This is a genomic window from Streptococcus fermentans, assembly GCF_040888305.1.
Lineage (GTDB): Bacteria > Bacillota > Bacilli > Lactobacillales > Streptococcaceae > Streptococcus > Streptococcus fermentans.
In genome coordinates, this window is record NZ_JBFNFG010000001.1 from 176310 (window position 1) to 199954 (window position 23645).

Consider the following 23645-nt stretch of genomic DNA (forward strand, 5'->3'; position numbering starts at 1 on the left):
TCGGTAATTCGTTAGAATTCGATTTCGTCGGCCCACCTCCGCACAGTTGAGTAGGGCTGTAAAAGCTGCTGAAATCAGCGTAGTAGAGCCCACTCAACCACTGCGTCTTGCTCGACAATCCAAATACAATTGAGAGGCTAGGACTTTTGTCCCAGCCTCTTTTTAAATATACTATAGATAACGTTCAGCGATGGCTGCATCACCTGGATAGTCTTCTTTCTTACCTTGGATGATTTGGTAGCAGTCAGCTCCTTTACCAGCGATAATGACAGCATCCAGTTCTTGATCTGTAACAGACATCGCAGCCTTGATAGCTTGCTCACGGTCAGCAATCTTTTCAACAGGATGATGGATATAGCTACTGATTTCATCTGCAATAGCCATTGGATCTTCGTGATTTGGATCATCAGCCGTTAGAAAGACTTGAATTTCAGGGTGCTGATTGAGAAGAAGTCCAAAGTCCTTACGACGGCTTTCTCCCTTGTTTCCAGTTGAACCAAGAACTAGAGCAATTTTTCCAGTCTGATGTGTTTCAACAACTGAGATTAGTTTTTTAAGACTGTCACCATTGTGGGCGTAGTCAATGAAAACTTTTGCGCCATTTTTCTGAGTGAGAACTTCCATACGGCCAGGGACGCGAGTAGACGCAATCCCTTTTTTGATATCTTCAAGACTAGCACCTAAACGAAGACAGGCAAGTCCTGCAGCGACTGCGTTTTCTTGGTTGAAATGTCCAATCAACTGGATATCATAGTCTCCTGCTAATTTACCAGTAGCTGAGAAGCTAAAGGCTTTGGAGTTTTCGATCTGGTTATTTGACTGGCTACCGTAGAAGTCATGCTCTTGGTTCTCAACTTGTTCTTTCAGAACAGAGAAGTAGTCCATATCGCTATTAATGACAACTGCTCGGCTATTTTTCATCAAGAGGCGCTTGTGGTAGAAGTAGTCTTCAAAGGTTGGATGCTCAATAGGACCAATATGGTCTGGTGTGATGTTGAGAAAAACTCCCACGTCGAAAGTTAAACCATATACTCGATTTACCAGATAAGCTTGGCTGGAAACTTCCATTACCAGATGGGTTCTACCATTTTTAACCGCTTGAGCCATCATATCAAAGAGGTCGATATTTTCAGGTGTTGAGAAGGAAGATTTGAAGAAAGTCTTGCCATCTAAAGTTGTATTCATTGTCGACAAGAGGGCTGTTGGGTAGCGTTGGGACAAGATATGATAGGCAAAGTAAGCCGCTGTTGTTTTTCCTTTAGTGCCAGTGAAAGCAAGGACTTTCAGTTTCTCCTGAGGGTTGCCATAAAATTCCATGGCAATCAAACTCATGGCCTTTTTGATATTGTTAACAACAATAACAGGAATACCAACTTCATAATCCTGCTCAGCCACGTACCAACCAAGCCCTTGTGCGATAGCTGAAAATAGATATTCTTTTTTAAAGGCAGCTCCTTTTGCAAAAAATAGAGTATTTTCTTTGGTTGTTCGGCTATCGTAACTGATGCTGTCAAAAATAACATCGTTGTAGTTGTAGTGGTAATGTCCTTGGTCGATAATCTCACGGAAGAGACCATCTTTCTTTAAAATATCTAATATAGTTTCAATCTTTATCATACTTTCTATTGTAAACCGAAAGTCTGAATTTTACAAGTAACAAGGAAAAGTTTATAATGGAAGATAAGGAACATTTCCGTTATTAAAATTGAATGAGGAAGTTATGTCTAACGAAAATAATCATCAGCAGGCCCAGATGTTACGTGGAACTGCCTGGCTAACGGCTAGTAACTTTATCAGTCGCCTGCTCGGGGCCATTTACATCATCCCTTGGTATATCTGGATGGGGACTTATGCTGCTAAGGCTAATGGTCTCTTTACTATGGGTTACAATATCTATGCTTGGTTCTTGTTGATTTCGACAGCAGGTATCCCTGTTGCAGTCGCTAAGCAGGTTGCCAAGTATAACACCATGAAAGAAGAAGAGCATAGTTTTGCTTTGATTCGGAGTTTCCTAGGCTTTATGACTGGGCTTGGACTTGTCTTTGCTTTGATCTTATATCTCTTTGCACCTTGGTTGGCAGATCTTTCGGGTGTCGGTAAGGACTTGATTCCCATTATGCAGAGTCTAGCTTGGGCTGTCTTGATTTTCCCGTCTATGAGTGTTATCCGTGGATTTTTCCAAGGGATGAATAATCTCAAGCCTTATGCCATGAGTCAAATTGCTGAGCAAGTTATCCGAGTTATTTGGATGCTCTTAGCAACCTTTATCATCATGAAGCTTGGTTCGGGAGACTATCTAGCAGCAGTCACCCAGTCTACCTTTGCGGCCTTTGTGGGAATGGTAGCTAGCTTTGCTGTCTTGCTTTATTTCCTCTATAAAGAAGGAATGCTTCGAAAAGTCTTTGAAACCCGAGATAAGATTGATAGTAAAGGTCTCTTGGTTGATACCATTAAGGAAGCTATTCCTTTTATCATAACAGGTTCAGCTATTCAGCTTTTCCAAATTTTGGACCAAATGACCTTTATCAATATCATGAAGTGGTTTACCAACTACAATAATGAAGATTTAGTTGTCATGTTTTCTTATTTCTCTGCCAATCCTAATAAAATCACCATGATTCTCATTTCTGTTGGAGTTTCGATTGGTAGTGTAGGATTACCACTTTTAACTGAGAACTATGTCAAGGGGGATTTGCCAGCAGCTTCTCGTTTAGTGCAAGATAGTATTACCATGCTTTTCCTATTCCTCTTACCTGCAACGGTTGGAGTAGTCATGGTAGGTGAACCACTCTATACAGTCTTTTACGGTAAGCCAGATAGTTTGGCTATGGGCTTGTTTGTCTTTGCAGTCTTGCAATCAACAATCCTAGGTTTGTACATGGTCTTGTCACCAATGCTTCAGGCTATGTTTCGTAACCGCAAGGCAGTCTTGTATTTTGTTTATGGCTCAATTGCCAAGCTCGTCTTACAAATACCATCAATAGCGCTTTTTCATAGTTATGGTCCTCTCATTTCAACGACCATCGGTCTTATCATTCCAATTGTTTTAATGTATCGCGAAATCTGTCAGATTACAGGAGTTCGTCGAAAGATCATCCTTAAACGAACCATCCTAGTGACTATTTTAACTCTTGTCATGTTTATTCTGGTAGGCTTCTTACAATGGATGATAGGATTTGTCTTCCAACCAACTGGACGTTTCTGGAGTTTCATTTATGTCGCTCTAATTGGTGCTATCGGTGGTGGACTCTACGGATTCATGAGTCTCTATACTCGTCTCTTAGATAAGGTTATTGGACAGGCAAAAGCTGACCAGTTACGAGCACGATTAAAATTATCATAATGCTTTATAAATAAAATGAACAGTTTGAACTTTTAAGAGAAAAAAGTTTAAATTGTTCATTTTTAACTGAAACAAAGTATAAATTTCTAATTATCTTTTTATATTTTCTTAAATGCTCGTAAAGCCTTATTCTATGTGCTTTCGAGTATTTTTACTGTAGGAAGATACTTCACGTTTCTTTGCATATTTCCTCATGTCTTAGCTGTCAGAAGTGGTAAATAAGTAGTAAATTCATTTGTACTACTAAGCAACAAGACGCTCCTGTTGCTTCTCTTTATTCAAGCGTTTCATTTCTGCCATTGCAGAATCGAATGTTGCATGTGCGTAATAGTTCAGCGTCATGGCTATATTAGCATGTCCCATAATGTACTGTAATGCCTTTGGATTCATTCCTGCATTTGCATAGTTGGTACAGAATGTATGTCGCAAACTATGTGGAGTGATGTGTGGCAATTTATCCTCGTTATACTTATTGTATTTCTTAACAAGACCTTTCATCATGCCGTTGTAATCACTTGCCACTTTTGGATAGTTCTTTCTATTAAGAAAGAGGAAATCACTATATCCATCAATCTCAACACGCTTATCATTCTTTCGATTCGCTAACACTCGCTTAAATGCTTGATAGGCTTCTTCAACCATAGGAACTTGACGTTCGCCACTTTTGGTCTTTGGTGTTTCAATGTAGTACCCAATTTCAGTATCTCTCAATAGCTGATGGTCTATATTGACAAGACGATTCTCAAAATCTAAATCTGGAAGTGTCAAACCACCAAACTCTGAAATACGAAGACCTGTTTTTAAGAGTATCAGAATTTCATCATAATTTTTGCTGTAGGTTTTATCAGCTTTTGCAAAGGCTAACAGTTTTTCTTCCTGTTCTTCTGTTAGTACGGTCTTAGGGACAGTATCATCATCAAGAACTGCTTTCAGTTGAAAGTCAAATGGATTCTTCCGAACACAATCATCTTGTATAGCAATATAGAATGAAGCCTTTAAAGAACGTTTGTAGTTATTGATGGTTTGATAAGCATAACCATTTTCACTCATTCTAATAGCCCATTCTTTAGCGTCTGATGGCTTAATACTGTCAATACTTCTTACACCTAACTTGTCTTTCTTCAAAATATCCATAAGATATTTGCGTCCAGTTTCAGTGTTTTTTCTAACCTTTGGTCTTTGAGCGTTCTGTTTTGCGTAAAGCTGGCAGAGTGTCATTTTCTTTCCTACAACATCAATACCATCATGAATGTCTTTCTGTAACTCTGCGATTTTCTCTCTAAGTGAGATACAATCACGCTTTCCTGCTGGTACTCGGTCTGTAGCCACAAGTTTCCACGAGTAAACAAATTGCGGTTCTCCAAATGAATCTATATATTTGTATAAGTATCTTCCGTCTTTTCGTTGGCTCTCTCCAGTCTTTAAGATTCGACCTTTATTGTCACGTCTTTTTTCTGACATGGCATTTGCTCCTTTCCTTTATGGAAAGAGCCTTGATACGACTTAATACTATTTTATCATATACAAGACCCTTTGGCGACGCTAGATTGCGTCCAATGTATCTATAATTTTTTCAAATTGTTTTCGTTTAATCTGAATACGATTGCCATTCATAATCAGCCAATTTGCATTTTTATTTTCCTCTGCCAAGCGTCGTAGCTTGTTTTCGCCAATACGAAAATATTTTGACGCTTCTTCAATGGTTAGGGTATAACGTTCCCAAATAGGAATGTCAGTCTGCTTCATAAAATCCTCCTTTCCAAATCACTTATTTGGATTTCATAAAAGTTGTTTTACCAGCAATCGAACAGCTTTAGCAAAGCTCACGGGAGTTCCACCCCTGCATGGTTCTCATGTAGCCATACTCATTGCCTGCGACGGTTTTATCACGCTCGGACTATTGACTGTATGGGAGTATCATTATCACGATAAGAATGTCGTTGCAGGCAATCCTGCTAAAGATTGCTTCTCGGATCACTAACATGAATCGCTCGCTATCTTTATAAGATAGGTCATGGCGGTTAGTTCCGTTGGCTCTTTTCTTATCGAAACGTATTCGATTACTTTTATTCAGTTTTCAAAGAACAATGGCTCGTTAGCCTATCAAAACACATTGAAAGCTCAATATGCTTTGGTGGAATAACAAACCTCCCTGTTCGGGAAGCGTGGAATGGTTTAGCACGCTTCCACGAAAGGAGAGAGGATATTACTTAATTTCAAATGACAAAATCTTTGTAATCAGTCTGGTTTCCATTCTTCCACGTAAGACTTCATCAACGACCATACTTTGATTGCCATATTCATCTTTCATAAGTCGTAGGGAACGCTTCGTTATGTACCCTCTGTAATGATGTAGAATCTGGTTAATCGCTTCGGTATCGCCATCTGTTGCCTTTACAATGAGAGGAAAGGGAATCATAGGATATTGTGTTTTCATTCTTCAAATTCCTCCATAAACTTTTTAATTAAGGCTAGTCCACTGGTTCTATGCCGATAGACAGTAGAACGGTTCAATTTCAACAGGTCTGCAATTTCTGAATCGCTCATGTCCATAAAGTAAAACAGCAGTAGAATTTCACGTTTCTTGTCTGGCAACTCACGTAATGCTTCACTCAACAAATCATTTTCAACGCCTACTGATAACCCATTGAGTGTAAAAATCTGAAAGTCAGTTGAATAGTTATCTGTTGTCGCAAACTGGCTAACAAGATAATCGCCAACATCCGAAAAGGACACCTCACGCTTTGCAATCCTTGAAAGATAAAGCATATAATTCTTTCGCTCGTCTTCCATAGCACGTTTACAGATATAGTCAAACTGATTTTCTATTGTGGTCTGAAAAGAAGATGGTTTCATGTTTCTCACCCCCTTTCTGTCTAGGAAAGGAAGTGAGCCTTGCTCGTTTATCTCCTTTCACTCTTAGTCCCAATGTGAAAGGGGGATTTGTTGCATTACTGATAAATAAACTTTGTAAAAAAGTTCTGAATAGCCAAAAAAGCATATAAACAGATTTATTTCTCTGTTTACATGCTTCTGTTATTCTATCTATATGATTTATAAAACCACATTGGTGGACGTACTTATCTATTGCAGATAGACGACTTTTTTTGACAAGAACCCAATGTAAGGAAATTTATTGTATATGATGTACTTCATGGCGACGTTGACCTCCAACAAACCGCCATTTGGAAGTAATATACAATATTTTAACAGCGTAAATAGCACTACCATATAACGGTTTTTTTTATTGGCGTTTAGTAGTGCTTTTTATTAAATATAAACCTATAAACCATATAACACGTTTTTCTATACCTGTTTTTAATTCAGTAGGAACAATAAAATGTATAGAGGTGGTCTACTATGCGTAAAAAAGAAGATAAATATGATTTTAGAGCCTTTGGTTTAGCCATTAAAGAAGCTCGATTGAAACGAGGTTTAACTCGTGAACAAGTGGGAGCATTGATTGAAATTGACCCACGGTACTTAACTAATATTGAAAATAAAGGGCAACACCCCAGCATACAAGTTCTTTATGACCTTGTATCGTTACTTCATGTTTCCGTTGATGAATTTTTCTTACCTGGGGTCCCGAGCGCTTAGTGGGAATTTGTATCGATAAGGGGTACAAATTCCCACTAAACCAATGTTTCAAGGCCTATTTATTTTTTATATTCAATTCTCTTAAGTGTTTAGGAATAGATAACAAGTCAAATTTATACTCTCCAAGAAAAGTGATATGCTCCCAATTAATAGGAGATACATGCTTCATATACTTAGTTACTTCGGGATCTATTTTGACGAGATAATTATAAGCTGCTTGTAAGTAGACGGCGTTCCATATACTTATTGCATTTATTAACACATTAAGCGCACTAGCACTTTGAAGTTGTCGGCGAATATCGCGCTCCATAAATTTTCCGCGTCGCCCAAAAAATAGTTCTCTAGCTAAAGCATTAATCGCTTCTGTCTTATTTAGTCCATGAGTGATCCTTCGCCGTAGCTCACTATCTGTAATATAATCTATCATAAAAATGCTCTTTTCAATGCGACCTAGTTCTCTCAGTGCAAGAGCTACTCTATTCTTACGTGCGTATGAGCCTAGCTTTCCTAATAGTAAAGAACTAGATACTTTTCCTGTTTGAATCGAATAGGCGATTCGTTTAATTTCATCATAGTTTTCTTCAATAATTTTTACATTGATTTTTCCGCTTATATCTTCTGATAAGTTAGGGTAGTAGGAAGGTGATTTGATAGAAAATAATTGTGATTTTTTTATATTTCTGATGCGAGGTTCAAAATCAAAGCCTAGTAATGCGGTCATTCCAAACACCTGATCAGAATACCCATTTGTATCAGTAAAATGTTCCTCAATATCTAGATCTGTTTCATGATAAAGTAGGCCATCAAGGGTATGAGTAGCTTCCCTTGTATTAGTTGAAGCAACCTCGATATGATGAGTCGTATGCCTATCATTTATTGATCGAATCATTGTAGCTCCTTTTTCCATACTTTTGTAATGTGGATTAACATCGGATTTTAGAGCTGAGACGCCCACTGGGACGCGCATTCCGTCTGAAGCAGTGGTTTTTCCTTCACCCCAAAAGTCTGCAACAGGAAGCTTTAACTGATAATTAACCAAAACAGATTGAGCACGAGTCAGAGCTTCTTTATAAAAGCGCCATTGTTTGGCATTGGCTAACTGAGAATAAGAAATTCCAGGAGTTGATTGGGCCATTTTTTCAAGACCAATATTCATCCCTAAACCCAGCAAAGCAGCAAAAATAATTTTTCTTTCTTGTTCACTCGGCGGTTTCCCTGTAGAATCATGACTAAATTCTTGTGAAAAGTTGGTCCAACTGTCCACCTCAATTAAAAGATCACTAAGCCTTATCTTAGGAATTATTGAATAAAGTTTTTTTCTATATATTTCTGCTTCGCTAGGTGTAACTTTTTCCAACTTTTTAAGGTTTGCTCTTGAAATTCTCTTATCAACTGTCGAATAAAATTGAAGCTGTAAATCTAAAATTATTTCCCGATCCTTTAAATAGTCCTCAAACGTGTCTGGAATAGTTTCTGAATCAATACAAGCAGATAAATCAACTAAGTAATCATCAATATTTCGATGGATCATACTTCCTTCAACTGAAATATCTCCTGATCGAATATTGTTCTTTAGCTCGGTGAAAGCTACTAACTCATAGTAAGACCGATCTATTTTCCCCTCTTCTGGCCGAACAAGGCTTTTCCATTTTTTACTCACAAAATCAGTAGAAGTATCTGCCGGTATTTTTCTTTTACCACTATTGTGTAAATCAGTTAGTTGAGTTAGGGCCATGAGGACTGGATTTGCTGCCGGAGTTGCTTTGAACGAAAGGGTCCTCAATAACATTGGCGTGTATCTTCGGAGGTAATTAGCTTTATTTCGAACCATTTCTAAATAGCCATGATTTTTATTACCTGTAATTTTTTTAGCTTCTTCTCCATCTTGTACTAAATCTTCCCAAGGCATGATTCGTTCAATTTCGTCAAAAGGATTACTATCATTATCTTTTGCAAAGTGAAGAGCATCAATTAAAGAAGCATAATGTTCCAATTTTTTAGTAGCCAATTTTCCTTTTTCTTTTAACTGTTCTTGTGAATCACGTGTCCCTTTGCGTTTAATACTTGCTAAAATGCGGTCATTAATCTCAATCAGTTGATCGATCAGATATTGATGATGATTGACTAAAAAAGCAATAAGTAAAGAGTATCTTTTTTCAAGCTCAAAACGGGAGAAGTCATATGCATCATAATTTTCCCCTAGTCTAGCTAGCTGAAGAAACCTGTTCCGATTAATATGGGAGACATTAATTGTCCCGAGTCCCATGGAAGCAATCACTTCCACTTTTTTACAAATACTCATAAAGCTTTCTGGATTTGCCTTACCTGGAATGTCTTTTAGCCAAGCGAGTTTAGTTATTTTCGTCTCTTCATAAATTTGAAACAAACTCTCTAGTTTTTCAATTTGTATATCTGTTAATGAACAGAGTAATATTGAAAATAAGTTGTTTTCTGCTTTATCTCGACAGCGGCTTATAATGTCTTCAAGTGTAGCTATAGATGGAAAAATAATTCTTTTTCGAGTTAAGAAATCAATTGTTTTTTTCATTAGATAGATAGAGTCATCATTTTCTAAAGCTAGTTCAATTAAATATTCTATTAACTGTTTTTGTGTATTAGCACTACCGAATCGATGATAGTTGAATACTTCTAAGATCTCGTTGAAGTGATTTGCACGTGTATTTCTATGATCATATGAATTTAAATCAATTGCATCAAGATGGAGCTGTCGACTCACATAAGAAGTTAGTCTGGTTGATTTAATCGGCCAATTACTTAAAGAACACCCAGGATACCGGGCCAAACAAAGTTGTATCGCAAATCCTAGTTTATTGACCTTTCCACGGTGTTGATTAATAACCTCCAGATCATAATCAGAAAAACTAAAATACGCTTTAAAATCCTCTTCTGATAAGTGGTCTACAGAAAGAAGTTGTTCACGCTGTGAAGTAGTTAAAATTCTTTTCATAGCCATATCTTAAGCATTCCTTTTATTGAGGTAACGGTAAAAGGTTGTTTTGCTTAATTTAGAGGCATCAAGAATTTGACGAATAGAATACTCTTTGCTGTCATACATTTTTAAAGCTAAATCAATTGATAGCTTACCTTTACTTGGACGGCCCCCTTTTTTTCCTCGGACTCTGGCTGCCTTAAGACCAGAGTTAGTTCGTTCAATAATAATATCCCGTTCCAGTTCTGCTAAACTAGCCATAACTCGGAAAAAGAATCTTCCCATAGACGTTGAAGTATCTACGTTATCTTGAATAGATATAAAATTGACACTAAGTTCTTCAAATAATTCAGAAAGTTCAATCAAATGTTTAGTTGATCGTGAAATTCGATCTAACTTGTAAATGACAACAGAATCTCCTTCACGTAGTAGGTTGATCATTTCTTCTAATTGCGGTCGGTCTTTTTTCGCACCAGTTACTTTTTCTTGAAATAATTTATCAATTCCATAATGAGTAAGTGCATCAATTTGTAAACTAAGATTTTGATCATCCGTACTCACTCGAGCATAGCCAAAAATCATAAAAAAACCTCCTTAATTTTATAATTTAAATGTACCATAACTCATTAAGTATAACTATATAGGAACTATGAAAAAGGAACGGATTTTGGTACTTGATTTACTTAAAAAACATTTAGAAAAAGCAGGAAAATGAAAAGGTACCATAAACGGTCGTTTATGGTACCATTCAAATTTATCCTTATTGTACAAAATAACAGCGAAATTTTTAAATCTATTCCTTATCGATACAAATTCCCCGTAGGCGCTAGGGACCTCTTTAGCTCCTTGGAAGCTGTCAGTAGTATACCTAATAATTTATCTACATTCCCTTTAGTAACGTGTAACTTTCCAAATTTACAAAAGCGACTCATAGAATTATTTCCTCCCGTTAAATAATAGATAACTATTAAAAATAGACAATACTTGCTCATAAGTAACGGTACTTAAATTGTTTACTTTGGCGTGTTTCATTGCTTGATGAAACTGATTTTTAGTAAACAGTTGACGATATTCTCGATTGACCCATTTTGAAACAAAGTACGTATATAGCTTCCAATATTTATCTGGAACATCTGTGGTATGGCGGGTAAGTTTTATTAAGACACTGTTTACTTTTGGTTTAGGATGAAAGCATTCCGCTGGCAGCTTAAGCAATTGCTGAATCGAGACTTGAGTGTGCAAGAGCAACCCTAGTGTTCGGTGAATATCCAAGGTACGCTTGTAGAATCCTTCTTCAACAATCAGATAGATGTCAGACGCACGGCTTTCAAAAACCACTTTTTTAATAATTTGTGTGCTTAAATGGTAAGGAATATTCCCAACAATTTTATACCTCTGTTTGTTAGGGAATTGAAACTGTAGAATATCTTGGTGAATTAAAGTGACACGAGTATTCAGTTTTAATTTTTCTGACGATAAGTTGAATAGATGACTGTCTAATTCAATAGACGTTACCTGTTTACTTATTTTAGCCAGTTTCGTCGTTAAATGCCCTTTACCTGTTCCAATTTCGTAAACGGTATCGGTTTCTTTTAAATTCAATTGTTTTATTATTTGGTTGAGTACTTTTTCACTCGTTAAAAAGTTTTGAGAATATTTTATATTTTTGTTCATGTAATCTCTCCTGAAGTGATTACATCTATAAACAAATACAGAAGTTAAACGATTTGTTTGTAATTTTAGTTATCTGTTTAAAAAGTCATAAGATTAGTCACTGGTAGGAATTAATCTAACGTATTTATTTATCTGCGTAATCACTGTTTTTAGTCTGTTTCAAAACAGTAGATGTTTTATCTACATTACGCATTTGGAATACCAACATGACGAATCCCTCCTTCTTAATTACAAATTTTTAGCATCTAATTTAACTTCAATTCCTATTATACAAAATTTTAAGATAATGCACAATCAACACACTCTTAAGTTTGCTTCTAAGTCTTATTTCCATAACTTTAGGGTTAACCATACGCAAGACCAATCACTCTCGGACAATACTCATGATTTTAATGATAAAATCCATGTTAAACCCATAGATAAGAAATACACCTGCAATAACCGTTACCTGTTTGTGCCAATTTAAAAATGCACCACTTTTTTATAATTAAAACGGTTGAAAACTGTACCACTAATAACTCACAATAGAGAGATGTCACCGTCAAGTTAAATGTACAAAATAACAGCGAAATTTTTAAATCTATTTCTTATCGATACAAATTCCTCGTAGGCGCTCGGGACCCCTACCTGCTAATAACTTGGTAAAAAGCACCCGACGATTACAGATAGAGAAATACATGGATAGCTTTACAGACAAAGAACTATCCTTAATGGAATCTTTAGCCAGCGGTATCAACGAAGCAAGAAACATCGAAGACTAATTAAAAGAATCCATACATAACGGAAAGAGCCGATAAAATGAGATTGTATTAATCTCATTTTATCGGCTCTGCGTCTTTGCGTCTGGCTCTGTAATCACAGTTACTTTGAACTGCTTTATTTCAATTAAATTTTCTTGTCTGCATTTCGGACAATAGAGGGGGAATTTTTTTAATTCAGTATCTTCCCTTATCTTTAATCGTGTTTTATTTCCACATACAGGACACAATATCCACTTGTAGTTTATAATAACTATCTCCTCCTTTACACTTTAATTCAAATCTTTATTAAAAAATATTTCATCTTATTTAACAAGAAACCATATTTATATAACAACATAAAATACACTAAGTTATTTTATTGAACATATATCGTACTTTATCTATCCGACTATTTGGACGACGGGGCTGGCAAACAGGTTCACCGGTAGTAACATGGTACCCTTTTAACTCTGTTAAACAAACACTACGTCCATTTGTAAAGAAAGTTAAATCACTACGATATTCTTGAATACACCGAGCAGGGATTTCTCCACTAAGAATGACCTCATTATTTTTCAATTGAGTGTCTACGATGTTCGCAAAATATTTAGGAGCATCGTTGTATGCTCGTGAAAGATATTCCTGTGGCGCATAAATTTTAAAACTAAGATATGGCTCTAACAATTCTGTTCCAGCTTTTTTTAAGACTTGTTCCAATACAATAGGAGCAAGCATCCGAAAATCTGCTGGGGTACTAACAGGGCTATAGTATAAGCCATACTTAAAACAGATTTTACAGTCCGTCACATTCCAACCATACAATCCTTGTTCACAGCCATAGCGTATCCCCTCCATAACTGCATTTTGAAACGATTGATTTAAGTATCCAAGAGAAACCGAGCTCTCATACTGTACTCCGCTCCCTAATGGAAGCGGTGCTACAGATAGACCAATGGAAGCCCAGAAAGGATTCGGTGGAACTTCGATGTGAATGGTATACTCTGCTTTTTTTAACGGTCTTTCCATATAAATGACTGTAGGCTCTTTTATTTCTATCTCCACATGATACTTTTCTTGCAGCAGAGCACAAGTCACTTCCATTTGTACTTTCCCTAAGAAAGAAAGTATGATTTCATGTGTCGCAGAATCCACATAATATCGCAGAAGCGGGTCACTGTCGGAGATTTCTAAAAGTGCATCAAGTAACATTTCCCTTTGTTGAGGTTTGCTCGGTTCAACAGTCGTTTGCAGCAGAGGGAGGGGATTTTCAATTCTCTCTCTCTGTGGCAATAGCTTTGTATCTCCAAGAACACTATTTAACTTCAAAAACTCATTCTGCAAAATAACAATTTCCCCGGAATAAGCCTTATCGATTTTACATAATTCACCATTTATTGAAGTATACATTTCTGTAATTTTTATTTTTTCCTTTTCCGATATTCTAACCGAATCTCGCAAATGCAGTACGCCACTATAAAGACGTATATATGCAAGACGCTGTCTTTTTTCCGAATACTCAATTTTGAAAACTTTTCCGCAAAGTTCAGACTGACCTCGATGTGTTGATGAATAAAATTTATTCGTAATCACTTCTATAAGGTTATCAATCCCTATATTGTTTTTTGCACTTCCGTGATAAACAGGGAACAGAGAACAATTCTGAAATCTTATGCTTTCCTCTTGTTCGAGTTCCAATGCTTCTAATGATTTACCGGACATATATTTCTCTAAAAGGTCATCGTTTCCCTCTATTACCGTATCCCATTGTTCAGATTCGGTAAAGTTCGCCACACACATATTAGGATACAGTTCTACCTTCTGTTTGATTACAATTTCGGCAGAAAGTTTCTCTTTAATATCCTGATAAACCGTTGATAAATCAATTCCATTTTGGTCAATCTTATTGATAAAAAAGATTGTGGGAATCCCCATTTTCCTAAGTGCATGAAATAATATACGAGTTTGTGCTTGTACGCCATCTTTTGCAGAAATCAGTAGAATTGCCCCATCTAAAACTGATAATGAACGATATACTTCTGCTAAGAAATCCATATGTCCTGGCGTGTCTATGATGTTCACCTTCGTATTTTCCCACTGAAAAGAGGTTATTCCTGTCTGAATTGTAATTCCTCTCTGACGTTCTAAAAGCGTATTATCCGTCCTCGTTGTACCTTTGTCCACGCTTCCTAATTCTGTAATCGCTCCACTGTTATATAATAAGCTTTCTGTTAAGGTAGTTTTTCCTGCATCAACATGAGCTAAAACTCCAATATTAATAATTTTCATGTGATTTTCCTCCATTCAAAAACCCAAAAGGGCATAAAAATCCCAGTGATAAATACTTTTATCACTGGGATTTTTATGCATAACCATAGGTATACAAAGCATACAGATATTCTCTGGATACTTTAGAATCACATGATAAAGGTATTCTTAAACTGGGTACAAAAAACTAAGCCCTCCTAAAAAAGGACATCCAATTATTTGTTCCCACTATCAAATTGACAGTTTATTTAAGAATACCTTGCCGCATATTTATTAACTCCTTTTAAATAGATACTTAAATTATAGCACGTAAGAGCATATTTGTAAAGGAATCTCCAATTTTTTATCAAAGAGAGTACGTGATTACAAAATAGCTGTAATAATGTACCAATATTTGTTATTCTATAATCTTCCAATTACTCCCGTTCTTTTCAAGTACCAAATCAAATTGAGATACCTGCGTTGCTTTGGTCTGCTGGTCGATATACTCCACTGTCAGCGATACCGTGACTTGATTATCCTTACGATTGTGAATAGGATTTACCAGTTCTTGAAAGATGTACTCTTTTCCGATTGGTTTTAATATCCCGTCATTCACATAGTAGGAAAGTTCACTGGCTGTCGCTGTAGGATAGAGCTTGAAGAACGTCGTTAAAAACTCATTGATTTCATTGGTTGTAATGGAATCAACCGTCCCCTCACTTTCAATGGCTTTTGGTTTATAACTTGATTTCTTAGGTATGTTGGTAATGGTCGGATTCTTAACCAGTACCATATTTCCAGAACCATCTACATAGACACTCACTATATAAGCAGAGTGGACGGTCTTTGTATTTTCTCCCTCTGTAATGAGCTGGTCTACACTGTAGGTTACATTAAACTCATTGTCGCCAGTTGGCTCTACCGTCCATATCTGAAATCCTCTTACAGAAGACGATACAGGAATATCTTTGCGTACTGTATCAACATTGAGAGCTTGAAGTTCATCTGTCAGATAGCCTTTTAGACTTTCCATTCGATTATCAATGGACTTATCGGATTGCTCCCATGAATAGTAGACTTTCGCAAAGTTCTCTACAAAATTTTCTACATGATGAGTATCAACGTATTCCTTTTCTATGATAGTTGTTTCGTGAATAGTATGAGTATCTATAGCTGTAAAGTGCTTGAATATCGCAAAGCTGAAACTAAGCCCTAAAAGTACCCACAAGGCAATCACAACCTTTTTATGAGGATTGACCTTATAGTAGACACGAGGTTTCTTTTCCTTTGGTATCTGTTTTTCTTTATTCTGATTTTTTCTAAATTTCATCATTAAATCTTCCTTTCTCATTGTTTGATTCGTCCTGCTCCCACTAAATGCTGTTGCCAGTAGGGGCTTGTTAAGTCGGCATAACCGATTGGGTCGCCTGCATGAAACATACGGTTATTGCCAAGGTATATCCCAACATGAGTAATATAAGAGCCAGCGTTATAGGTAGAATGAAAGAAAACCAAATCGCCAGCTTGTGCTTCCGATAGTGGGATATGCTGGGTCACATCATATTGCTGTTGTGCGGTTCGTGGTAAGTTAATTCCAGCTTTTCCATACGTCCATTGTGTCAGTCCGCTACAATCAAAAGAAGTAGTCGGGGAAGCTCCACCGTAAATGTATCGCCAGCCCTCATATTTCAGTGCTTCGTCCATGATGGCTTGTACCGTATCATCATCAAACTCTGTTGTGACAAGATACTGCGTTACCAGTTGCACATAAAACATATTGCCATAGTTGTATCGCCAGCCCCCATTGATAGGTATGGCTATGGGATTGGGGTAAGACACTTTTTCGCCACCTGAATACTCTTTTGAGAAACTTTGAGCCAGTTCAAAGGTATATTTATTTCCACGATTAGCCACATACCCTAAGAAACCACCACCATAATTGTAGGACTGGATAACCGATTCTAAATCTACACTGAGCCTTTCGCTACTGGCTAATAATTCACTGAAATACTTCACACCTTGCTTAATGGATTCTTCTGTACTCAATGAATTAGGTGGAAGACCGAGGGATTCCGAGGACTGCATAACATCTTCCGCAGTACCGCCCGATTCCACCTGTATAATCGCAAGAAGTATGTTGACATATTCTTCAACGCCATATTCTTTGGCATATTTTTCTACCATAGGCTTATGAGCCAGCACTTCTGCGGAAACATTCACACCTCCATAATGAATATTGGAAATTCCGCTGTCCTGTTCATCTGAAAATAAAATGGCAACAAACAGAAGCAGTGAGAAGACCATCAAGAATAATCCAGAACCACCAATCACTAAAGTTTTCAACTTCATGGTTTCTTACCGACTTTCTTAATGGTGGCGGTTTTGATTGGTGGTCTACTTCTTGTATTTTGTAGTGGTACTCTTTGAACAGTAGACGGACGTTCTTTTGTGATTGGACGTTGTGAAGTTCTATCTGCTGTAGTGGTTGAAGTTGCTGGCTTTTGAACGGTTTTTTCTTGAACGGTATTGCCTTGGCGTTCCACTTTTGGACTTGAAAAATCGGACTTAACTGCTGGACGCTCTTGTTTGGCTTGTTGAGATTCCTTATATGAAGTCTGAATATTAGACTGTTTTGAGGTCTGTTCATCATGATATTGTTCTTGTCTTGTAGTCGGTCTTTCATGAACAGAAGAAGCAGGCTGTTTTTTCTGTTTGACCTGTTCCATTTCAGAGCGACGCTTCGCAATGGTTTTTCGCCTTTGTTCCTGCTGTTCCTTGCGTCCACTGGCTCTGTCCGCTTTGGTTTGAGAAATACTACTGGTTAAATCACGGACATTCTCTTTTACTTTGGATTTTCCTTGATATACTGCATATCTTGCATTGGTCGGCAAATCTTTAACCTGTTCTTTCAAACCACTAGCAGTGTCTACCATTCTGTCTTTGGTATCAGCTACTGTACCGATGGTTTGACCGATACGTTTTCCAAGTGTTGATTTTTCCTTTCCGTCTGGTCGGGAGTGATCTGCTTGTGTCCTTGCAGAACTCCCCGAACCCGACTGTCCTTTTTTAGGTTCTGTTGCAAAGTTTTAAATCTACTATCAAATAAGGTAGAATAATAGAAAAAGATAGCAGGAGGAATGACGATGAATCATTTTAAAGGAAAGCAATTTCAGCAGGATGTGATTATTGTAGCCGTGGGCTACTATCTTCGTTATAACCTTAGCTATCGTGAAGTTCAAGAAATCTTATATGATCGTGGCATTAACGTTTCTCATACGACGATTTATCGTTGGGTGCAAGAATATGGCAAACTACTCTATCAAATTTGGAAAAAGAAAAATAAAAAATCCTTTTATTCATGGAAAATGGATGAAACATACATCAAAATTAAAGGAAAATGGCATTATTTGTATCGAGCCATCGATGCAGATGGTTTAACCTTGGATATTTGGTTACGTAAAAAACGGGACACACAAGCAGCCTATGCTTTTCTTAAGCGGTTAGTGAAGCAGTTTGATGAACCGAAGGTTGTAGTCACAGATAAAGCCCCCTCTATTACAAGTGCCTTTAAGAGACTAAAAGAATACGGCTTTTATCAAGGGACAGAACATCGTACCATTAAATACCTGAATAATTTGATTGAACAAGACCATCGTCCAGTAAAGAGACGCAATAAATTCTATCGAAGTTTACGCACTGCCTCACCCACGATTAAAGGCATGGAAGCCATCCGAGGATTATATAAGAAAACCCGAAAAGAAGGCACTCTCTTCGGGTTTTCGGTCTGTACTGAAATCAAGGTATTATTGGGAATCCCAGCTTAAATCATAGATGCCGTAAGGGATTTTATTCTTTATTTAAAACTTTGCAACAGAACCCTTTTTTACCTGTAACAATGGCAGACCCAGCCCCTAGAGTAGTCATGGAACGTCCAAGTTTCCGCTGTAGACGGTGCATGTGAGCGTGCATAAGCATACGAGGTTTTCTCATCACACGACTTCCCACACTTTGAGAATCGTTACTCTGTAGAGAAAACATACTCATTAAATCGCCCAGCTTGAAGTAGATTCCTGCAAAGGTCACAATCTGTAGAAAAGCAATCAAAAAGAACGGATAACCAGCCGATAAGGTATAGAGCATGGTTGAAATACTAAATGCTGTCGTAATAATCAATGTGATTCCAGCTCGTGTCAAAATGGTATTAAAGAGCTTTGTTATGGCTCGTTTTGACATACCATCAAATGATGGAATCATGCTTAAAATAAAGCTCACAGGCAGAAACATAGCATAGATGATAAAAAGTACCTGCGAGAAAATCATGATTCCTGTTAATAGGAATACAAATATGGAAATCCCAATATTGAAGACAAATAGGAAGAAGACTGTACCTAAACGGTTAATGGTCTTTGTAATGGTTAGATTGGTATTGCTTCTGTCTTCAATTTCTTCCGCAACAATTTTTTCTCTGTCTTCGCCATTGTTGGAATCTGGGCTGGTGGAGAGCAGGCTTTCCACACGGTCAATACCGATACTTTCAATGTCTGAACTGTTGTATTGAAGCAGTAGCCACGGTTGCTGAACCTGTATGGAAAACAGGCTATCTCTGATTAAGTCCACGCTGTCCTTGCCTTGACTATCGGAATGGGGCATGACAATCTTCGTGCCAAGTGATAAACTGGCATTACTGATGTCTGATGAAAAGTCATTGATTTTTTTAATGTAGTCGGGAGCGTAGGCAATAAAGGAAGCCGATAGGATAAACACCAGCACAAAATTCATAATGGCATGAATTGCCTTTGTGGTTTCTCTCTTTATCAGTCCCGTATAGGCAACATAAACCCCAAGAACCAAAATCAAGAGTAAGAGGAATCCAACATAGAAACCCTCTGTTGAAAATCCGTTTGCACTCACACCAGCTAAGGTCTGCATATTCTTACCAATGGAATCTGCTGTAGCGGAAATGAAGTCTAAGGAATAGGCTTCCTGTACTAAGTAACCTGTCGCATTGGAAACATACAAACTGATTGTCCAAATAAAATTGGTAATGGCATATAGTCCATACATGACCTGTTTTCCAATCCCGTCCGACCAGTTCCACGGAAGCCAGCCCCAGCTATTATCCACATAAAAATCCAGTTGATAGTTTTCAAGTGGGTATCGGCTGTATTCATTTGCCACATTGACCGTATCATCTACCAAGCCCGCAGCTTGAACCACCGTTCCCAGCATGGCTAAAAGAAAAATGGCAATCACAAGTGTGAAAGCCACTGTCATTGCCACTTTACCTAGACGTTTCAGCGTCCAGTTTGATTTTATTCTGTTTACTATTGATGGTTTCACATTTACACCTCTTTTCGCACAGGTGGTCTGGTATCAAAGGCATGGAGCAGTTCTTCAAATACAGGGTGGAACTGTATCACACCGACACGACCATATAAATCACTGATAAGGCATTGCCCGTTTTCCAAATCACGCAATCGCTTCTGATTGTTTTCGTCCTCTGGGTCTACACCAAAAAAGGCTAAGGTCTTTTTAATCTCGTTAAGGTCAGTGGAACGAAATGCAAATTTTAAGCCGAGGTTATTTTTCAGTTTTTCATCTAAGAGGTCGTCTGTATTTTGGGTCACGAAATATACCCCAGCGTTCATAGCACGACCAGCCCGAACCAGCTTCATAGATAGTGTTTTTCCTTGTGCTACCTGTAAAAAGCTCCATGCTTCGTCTAAATCTACAATCTTGAAAATGCTTCGGTCTGTATGGATAAAGTCTAAAGCAAAGGTACTAATGACAATCAGCATAGCAACGGATAAAAGCTCCATAGTGGTATATTCCTCAAAGGAAGTTTCCTTGTCGGGAAGTACCAAGTCCGCAACCTGTATAATGTTCAGTTGTTTTTCTAAGCTGATAGACTGCTCCACATAACCATTACTGAATAATAAATGTGCAAAGTCATAGTCTGTAAAACTTTCGATATGGTCGGCTATACTGGTACTTAGTGGCGTATTCTCAACCCGTAATTCCTCAATCACTTTCATCAACCCTCGTACTTCACTATTGGTTACTGCACGAATGGCTTTTCTAAGGATTGGGAAGCGTTCCCCATCACGAGAGGAAATCCCCGTAAGGAATGTCAGAATATCAATAGCCAGTGATTCAGAATCTTTGGGATTTTTCATAATCACATAAGGGTCAAGTAAGCCTTTGTTTTTCTCATCAGAAGTCAGAGTGACGATATTGATTTCATGGGAAATCTCTGGCAAGGTTTCTTTCCATCTGCCACGTTCTGCTTTTGGGTCTACAATCACTGCTTGTGCCCCATAAAGCACCGCATAATAGACGATAAGGTTATTCGCAAAGGATTTACCACCACCCAGCGAACCAACAAAAGCCGACGCTAACGCATTGGTTACTGAACCCTTAACCCCTTGACTGGCAAGAGCAGGTTTCAGATAGACATTGCGTCCAGTATCTAAGCTGTAGCCAACATAAATCCCCTCATTTTCCCCCAGCATTTGAGTAGCACCAAAACCTAAACCAGCGAGGAAATCAGAGGTCACGTATTGAATATAATCATTCATATAACGCTTGCTGGCAGGTAAAAATTCTTCATGTAAGCCGAGCATATCCCCAAATGGTCGTACCAGTTTTACGCTTAAATCGTCATAAAAATCTTTCACTTCATTACAACGACGTTTGAGTTCGTCAAGATCATTTGCTGATACCCTTACCACATAAGACAGCTTGTACATAGATTCCTTGCTTTGGTCTAAATTGGTTTCCAGCTCATTCACACTTTCCAGAGCTTCCGCCACATTGGAGCTGGTTTCATTATCACTTTGCCAAGCGTGGTTATCCAAGTCTTTCAGTTCTTTCTTTTTATTGCGGACAGTAGATAGGGCTTTACGATTCGCTACAATTTCCACATTCATTGACGTATCAATCGGGAATGTAAATTGCTGTTGCTGGTAGTAGAAGATTTCAGAGGACGGGAAGTCCAGTTCTCCGACAATGCTGTTAATGGTAAAGTAAGCTACATAGACGGTTTCATCTTCCTGCTGGATTTTCAAATATCGCTGTTTTTCTTCCACCAAACAGCGAGTAGGCTTAATCAAGTCATAGTATTTAATCAGCGTTTCATTATCCAGCTTTTTCTTTGATAGATGGTACTCATACTCTTCATAGGCAGTGCCTGTCTGTCCGTAAAGGTGTTCAATCAGATAGCCGAAGTCGTCCTTATCTAACCTGCGGATTTTGAAACGACGAGAGATTTTATTTTCTAAGAGCTTTTCCATCTTCTGAAAACGCAGGATTTCATCATTACTCATACTAACAAAATCGCCCATCAGCTTATGGTTCACATCATAGACAAAATCAGACAAAGCATTTTTTGCTTCAACGGTAAGACTTTTCATAGAAAACTCCTGATCGTTGAGAAGCAACTTAAAGCCGATAAAGAAACGGTAGTTCACTTGATTTTCGCCAATCATGGATATTAAAGCGTCTGTCTGTTGGTCGATTTTGTCATAGGCAACCGCTTTGAGCTTGCCAGTGACTTCATTTTTGGAACGCTCTTGTGCAGAACGTATGCTGGATTCTGTACTGATTTGTAAAGCATGAATTTTGCCATCACGATTTTGTGCGATAAGCTGTCTGAAAGAATCATGCACTTGTATTTTCTGTTCTGGACTTAGAAATGAGTAATTGTAAGGAACAAGCTCATAGTAAGCATAACATTCCCCGTCTTTATTCCAGACGAGATTGTTTTCAATGTATTTAATTGGATATGCCATAAAATTCACTCCTAACTGCTGTAATGGCTTCTTGTGGCTGGTTTCTGCCAAGCGTTACTTTTTTTCCTGCATAGGTCAGCTTTGGTCGCAGTGCATAAGCAATGACAGACTTCAAAAATCCATAAGGCTTTTTACCATCAAAAGTTTTTGTAGACATAAACCATGTGAAAGCCACAGGAATCCCAAAGTATTTGAGAAATGCTCCCTCTATCATGGAAAGAGGGGGCAAGTTGCCAAGTATCATCACTGCAAAGAGTGACACGACAAACCATGTCATTTGCGTAAAGGTTATGGGAAACGGAAGTCTAAAATCATTGATAGAATACAGTACCTTTTCCACAGACCAGATACTGGTATAGCTTCGTATTTTCTTCATGTAATCAATCCTTTCATAAAAAATAGGGGTAGCTGATTGAGCCACCCCGTAAAATAGAAAATCTGCCAGTAGTAATGTACCGACAGATTTAATAGACGATTTCAAAAATCCCATGATTGGTTGAGATAAACGTTCCTGAAAGGTCTAAATCCCGACCATAGGCTTGATAATCAATATAGTTTTGAAGACTAGCTGGTACTTCGCCTAAAGCACCCGTTTCTTCAATGTAGTAGCGTGCCACGTCATACATATCATCACAATCGGAATGAATGATAATATCCTCTTGATGTTCGCTTAGTTCTTCAATGCTTGAAAAATGAGTGAGCAGAGCAGATAGCTCCGATTGTAATTCTTCGGGTAATTCCGATACCATTTCCCATAGTCGATTGAGTTCGCCAATGGAAGTGTATTCGTCAACCGTAAAGGGTAACTCGTAGTCATGAATGGCGTATTCCTCATATTCATCATTCAAGCCGATTTTCTCTTTGACTTCCTCAAAGTCAATGGGAAAGGTAAACCACGCACCGACCAATTCGCCCTCATTGTATTTGCCTAAATTCGCAATATAGACTTGCATATCGTCCATATATTCACGTCCTTTCTTTGTAGAGATTCAAAAATCCCTACCGCACTTCGTTTGGTGTACCATTCCTTTGCGGAACATAAGAAAACCACTTATATTCCACAAAAGAACGGTTTTATTTAAGCACCAATAATGCGATTGAATAGCTCTAGTAAAATGTCTTTTACTCCAGCAGCGTTGAAGACTAAGCCAACCGCAATAATCGCAATAATTAAAAAGCCAATCAGTTTGCTAAACTCACGCTTGAAGCCAAGATACAAGCCAATCACAACGATTGCTAAAAGCACCAGTGATTGAGCGTTTGATAGAAACCAGTTATAAAGGTTTTGTCCAAAATTCATA

Annotated in this window: 19 protein-coding genes and 6 pseudogenes; 4 read left to right on the forward strand and 21 right to left on the reverse strand. The window is 37.8% G+C overall.

The genetic code is table 11. The features are described from left to right. Window positions 1–171: 171 nt before the first annotated feature. Window positions 172–1617: a UDP-N-acetylmuramoyl-L-alanyl-D-glutamate--L-lysine ligase gene (locus tag AB2B50_RS00830; protein ID WP_320693283.1), complete on the reverse strand. Its 1446-nt coding sequence runs from the start codon at window positions 1615–1617 to the stop codon at window positions 172–174. Between the two features lie 103 nt (window positions 1618–1720). Between AB2B50_RS00830 and AB2B50_RS00835 the strand changes: the two genes are divergently transcribed. Then, window positions 1721–3343, forward strand: coding sequence for a putative polysaccharide biosynthesis protein (locus AB2B50_RS00835; protein WP_320692265.1), 1623 nt, complete (start codon window positions 1721–1723; stop codon window positions 3341–3343). Window positions 3344–3586: 243 nt separating this feature from the next. Here AB2B50_RS00835 and AB2B50_RS00840 read toward each other — a convergent pair whose 3' ends face one another. The 4 genes from AB2B50_RS00840 to AB2B50_RS00860 all read right to left on the reverse strand — a co-directional run bounded on the left by AB2B50_RS00840 (window position 3587) and on the right by AB2B50_RS00860 (window position 6199). Further along, on the reverse strand, window positions 3587–4804 hold the full coding sequence (locus AB2B50_RS00840) for a tyrosine-type recombinase/integrase (RefSeq protein WP_001291561.1): 1218 nt from the start codon (window positions 4802–4804) through the stop codon (window positions 3587–3589). Between the two features lie 81 nt (window positions 4805–4885). Continuing rightward, a complete protein-coding gene (locus tag AB2B50_RS00845; protein WP_000814511.1) occupies window positions 4886–5089 on the reverse strand; it encodes an excisionase in 204 nt (67 codons plus the stop codon). A gap of 460 nt (window positions 5090–5549) precedes the next feature. Continuing rightward, window positions 5550–5780, reverse strand: coding sequence for a helix-turn-helix domain-containing protein (locus AB2B50_RS00855; protein WP_000857133.1), 231 nt, complete (start codon window positions 5778–5780; stop codon window positions 5550–5552). Next, the gene (locus tag AB2B50_RS00860) at window positions 5777–6199 is read right to left on the reverse strand and encodes a sigma-70 family RNA polymerase sigma factor (RefSeq protein WP_000804885.1); all 423 of its coding nucleotides are present in this window, start codon (window positions 6197–6199) and stop codon (window positions 5777–5779) included. The genes AB2B50_RS00855 and AB2B50_RS00860 overlap by 4 nt, the downstream gene beginning before the upstream one ends. A 504-nt stretch (window positions 6200–6703) precedes the next feature. Between AB2B50_RS00860 and AB2B50_RS00865 the strand changes: the two are divergent. After that, window positions 6704–6925: pseudogene (locus AB2B50_RS00865) on the forward strand (helix-turn-helix domain-containing protein); the annotation flags it as partial. Window positions 6926–6998: 73 nt separating this feature from the next. Here the strand turns inward: AB2B50_RS00865 and AB2B50_RS00870 are convergent. The 5 genes and pseudogenes from AB2B50_RS00870 to AB2B50_RS00890 all read right to left on the reverse strand — a co-directional run. Further along, window positions 6999–9917 (reverse strand): Tn3 family transposase, encoded by a 2919-nt coding sequence (locus tag AB2B50_RS00870; protein ID WP_001240982.1) that lies wholly within the window; start codon window positions 9915–9917, stop codon window positions 6999–7001. Window positions 9918–9920: 3 nt separating this feature from the next. Continuing rightward, window positions 9921–10475 (reverse strand): recombinase family protein, encoded by a 555-nt coding sequence (locus AB2B50_RS00875; RefSeq protein WP_000576156.1) that lies wholly within the window; start codon window positions 10473–10475, stop codon window positions 9921–9923. A gap of 354 nt (window positions 10476–10829) precedes the next feature. Further along, window positions 10830–11567, reverse strand: a complete 738-nt coding sequence (gene erm(B) / locus AB2B50_RS00880) for a 23S rRNA (adenine(2058)-N(6))-methyltransferase Erm(B) (RefSeq protein WP_001038796.1) — start codon at window positions 11565–11567, stop codon at window positions 10830–10832. Between the two features lie 124 nt (window positions 11568–11691). Continuing rightward, complete coding sequence (locus AB2B50_RS00885; RefSeq protein WP_001814874.1) at window positions 11692–11775, reverse strand: 23S rRNA methyltransferase attenuation leader peptide; 84 nt, start codon at window positions 11773–11775, stop codon at window positions 11692–11694. 48 nt (window positions 11776–11823) lie between these two features. Continuing rightward, a pseudogene (locus AB2B50_RS00890) lies at window positions 11824–11907 on the reverse strand (MLS leader peptide); the annotation flags it as partial. A 283-nt stretch (window positions 11908–12190) separates the two neighbouring features. Between AB2B50_RS00890 and AB2B50_RS00895 the strand changes: the two are divergent. Next, window positions 12191–12328, forward strand: a pseudogene (locus AB2B50_RS00895) (XRE family transcriptional regulator); the annotation flags it as partial. 59 nt (window positions 12329–12387) lie between these two features. Here the strand turns inward: AB2B50_RS00895 and AB2B50_RS00900 are convergent. The 6 genes and pseudogenes from AB2B50_RS00900 to AB2B50_RS00925 all read right to left on the reverse strand — a co-directional run. Beyond that, window positions 12388–12573, reverse strand: coding sequence for a cysteine-rich KTR domain-containing protein (locus AB2B50_RS00900; protein ID WP_011058338.1), 186 nt, complete (start codon window positions 12571–12573; stop codon window positions 12388–12390). Between the two features lie 100 nt (window positions 12574–12673). Further along, the gene (tet(M), locus tag AB2B50_RS00905; protein WP_320692264.1) at window positions 12674–14593 is read right to left on the reverse strand and encodes a tetracycline resistance ribosomal protection protein Tet(M); all 1920 of its coding nucleotides are present in this window, start codon (window positions 14591–14593) and stop codon (window positions 12674–12676) included. A 15-nt stretch (window positions 14594–14608) separates the two neighbouring features. Continuing rightward, window positions 14609–14656: pseudogene (locus AB2B50_RS00910) on the reverse strand (hypothetical protein); the annotation flags it as partial. A gap of 313 nt (window positions 14657–14969) precedes the next feature. After that, the gene (locus AB2B50_RS00915) at window positions 14970–15905 is read right to left on the reverse strand and encodes a conjugal transfer protein (protein ID WP_001224320.1); all 936 of its coding nucleotides are present in this window, start codon (window positions 15903–15905) and stop codon (window positions 14970–14972) included. Further along, the gene (locus tag AB2B50_RS00920) at window positions 15902–16903 is read right to left on the reverse strand and encodes a bifunctional lytic transglycosylase/C40 family peptidase (RefSeq protein WP_000769867.1); all 1002 of its coding nucleotides are present in this window, start codon (window positions 16901–16903) and stop codon (window positions 15902–15904) included. The genes AB2B50_RS00915 and AB2B50_RS00920 overlap by 4 nt, the downstream gene beginning before the upstream one ends. Then, window positions 16900–17622, reverse strand: a pseudogene (locus AB2B50_RS00925) (YtxH domain-containing protein); the annotation flags it as partial. The gene AB2B50_RS00920 and the pseudogene AB2B50_RS00925, both read right to left, overlap by 4 nt. Window positions 17623–17697: 75 nt before the next feature. Between AB2B50_RS00925 and AB2B50_RS00930 the strand changes: the two are divergent. Further along, window positions 17698–18378 carry an IS6-like element IS1216 family transposase gene (locus tag AB2B50_RS00930; RefSeq protein ID WP_049486871.1) on the forward strand — a complete coding sequence of 227 codons (681 nt, stop codon included), beginning with the start codon at window positions 17698–17700 and terminating at the stop codon, window positions 18376–18378. Between the two features lie 52 nt (window positions 18379–18430). Here the strand turns inward: AB2B50_RS00930 and AB2B50_RS00935 are convergent. The 5 genes and pseudogenes from AB2B50_RS00935 to AB2B50_RS00955 all read right to left on the reverse strand — a co-directional run. Next, window positions 18431–19894 (reverse strand): annotated as a pseudogene (locus AB2B50_RS00935) (CD3337/EF1877 family mobilome membrane protein); the annotation flags it as partial. Between the two features lie 2 nt (window positions 19895–19896). Continuing rightward, window positions 19897–22344 carry a conjugal transfer ATPase TcpF gene (gene tcpF / locus AB2B50_RS00940; RefSeq protein ID WP_000331160.1) on the reverse strand — a complete coding sequence of 816 codons (2448 nt, stop codon included), beginning with the start codon at window positions 22342–22344 and terminating at the stop codon, window positions 19897–19899. Then, window positions 22328–22720 (reverse strand): conjugal transfer protein, encoded by a 393-nt coding sequence (locus AB2B50_RS00945; RefSeq protein WP_000723888.1) that lies wholly within the window; start codon window positions 22718–22720, stop codon window positions 22328–22330. The genes tcpF and AB2B50_RS00945 overlap by 17 nt, the downstream gene beginning before the upstream one ends. Before the next feature lie 88 nt (window positions 22721–22808). After that, window positions 22809–23306, reverse strand: coding sequence for an antirestriction protein ArdA (locus AB2B50_RS00950; RefSeq protein ID WP_000342539.1), 498 nt, complete (start codon window positions 23304–23306; stop codon window positions 22809–22811). Between the two features lie 116 nt (window positions 23307–23422). Further along, window positions 23423–23644, reverse strand: a complete 222-nt coding sequence (locus AB2B50_RS00955; RefSeq protein WP_001009056.1) for a hypothetical protein — start codon at window positions 23642–23644, stop codon at window positions 23423–23425. Window position 23645: the final 1 nt, after the last annotated feature.

Bases quoted from the DNA above. Each gene is read 5' to 3' on its own strand.
- AB2B50_RS00830 (WP_320693283.1), bottom strand. From the start codon at position 1,617: ATGATAAAGATTGAAACTATATTAGATATTTTAAAGAAAGATGGTCTC.
- AB2B50_RS00835 (WP_320692265.1), top strand. From the start codon at position 1,721: ATGTCTAACGAAAATAATCATCAGCAGGCCCAGATGTTACGTGGAACT.
- AB2B50_RS00840 (WP_001291561.1), bottom strand. From the start codon at position 4,804: ATGTCAGAAAAAAGACGTGACAATAAAGGTCGAATCTTAAAGACTGGA.
- AB2B50_RS00845 (WP_000814511.1), bottom strand. From the start codon at position 5,089: ATGAAGCAGACTGACATTCCTATTTGGGAACGTTATACCCTAACCATT.
- AB2B50_RS00855 (WP_000857133.1), bottom strand. From the start codon at position 5,780: ATGAAAACACAATATCCTATGATTCCCTTTCCTCTCATTGTAAAGGCA.
- AB2B50_RS00860 (WP_000804885.1), bottom strand. From the start codon at position 6,199: ATGAAACCATCTTCTTTTCAGACCACAATAGAAAATCAGTTTGACTAT.
- AB2B50_RS00870 (WP_001240982.1), bottom strand. From the start codon at position 9,917: ATGGCTATGAAAAGAATTTTAACTACTTCACAGCGTGAACAACTTCTT.
- AB2B50_RS00875 (WP_000576156.1), bottom strand. From the start codon at position 10,475: ATGATTTTTGGCTATGCTCGAGTGAGTACGGATGATCAAAATCTTAGT.
- AB2B50_RS00885 (WP_001814874.1), bottom strand. From the start codon at position 11,775: ATGTTGGTATTCCAAATGCGTAATGTAGATAAAACATCTACTGTTTTG.
- AB2B50_RS00915 (WP_001224320.1), bottom strand. From the start codon at position 15,905: ATGAGAAAGGAAGATTTAATGATGAAATTTAGAAAAAATCAGAATAAA.
- AB2B50_RS00920 (WP_000769867.1), bottom strand. From the start codon at position 16,903: ATGAAGTTGAAAACTTTAGTGATTGGTGGTTCTGGATTATTCTTGATG.
- AB2B50_RS00930 (WP_049486871.1), top strand. From the start codon at position 17,698: ATGAATCATTTTAAAGGAAAGCAATTTCAGCAGGATGTGATTATTGTA.
- tcpF (WP_000331160.1), bottom strand. From the start codon at position 22,344: ATGGCATATCCAATTAAATACATTGAAAACAATCTCGTCTGGAATAAA.
- AB2B50_RS00945 (WP_000723888.1), bottom strand. From the start codon at position 22,720: ATGAAGAAAATACGAAGCTATACCAGTATCTGGTCTGTGGAAAAGGTA.
- AB2B50_RS00950 (WP_000342539.1), bottom strand. From the start codon at position 23,306: ATGGACGATATGCAAGTCTATATTGCGAATTTAGGCAAATACAATGAG.
- AB2B50_RS00955 (WP_001009056.1), bottom strand. From the start codon at position 23,644: ATGAATTTTGGACAAAACCTTTATAACTGGTTTCTATCAAACGCTCAA.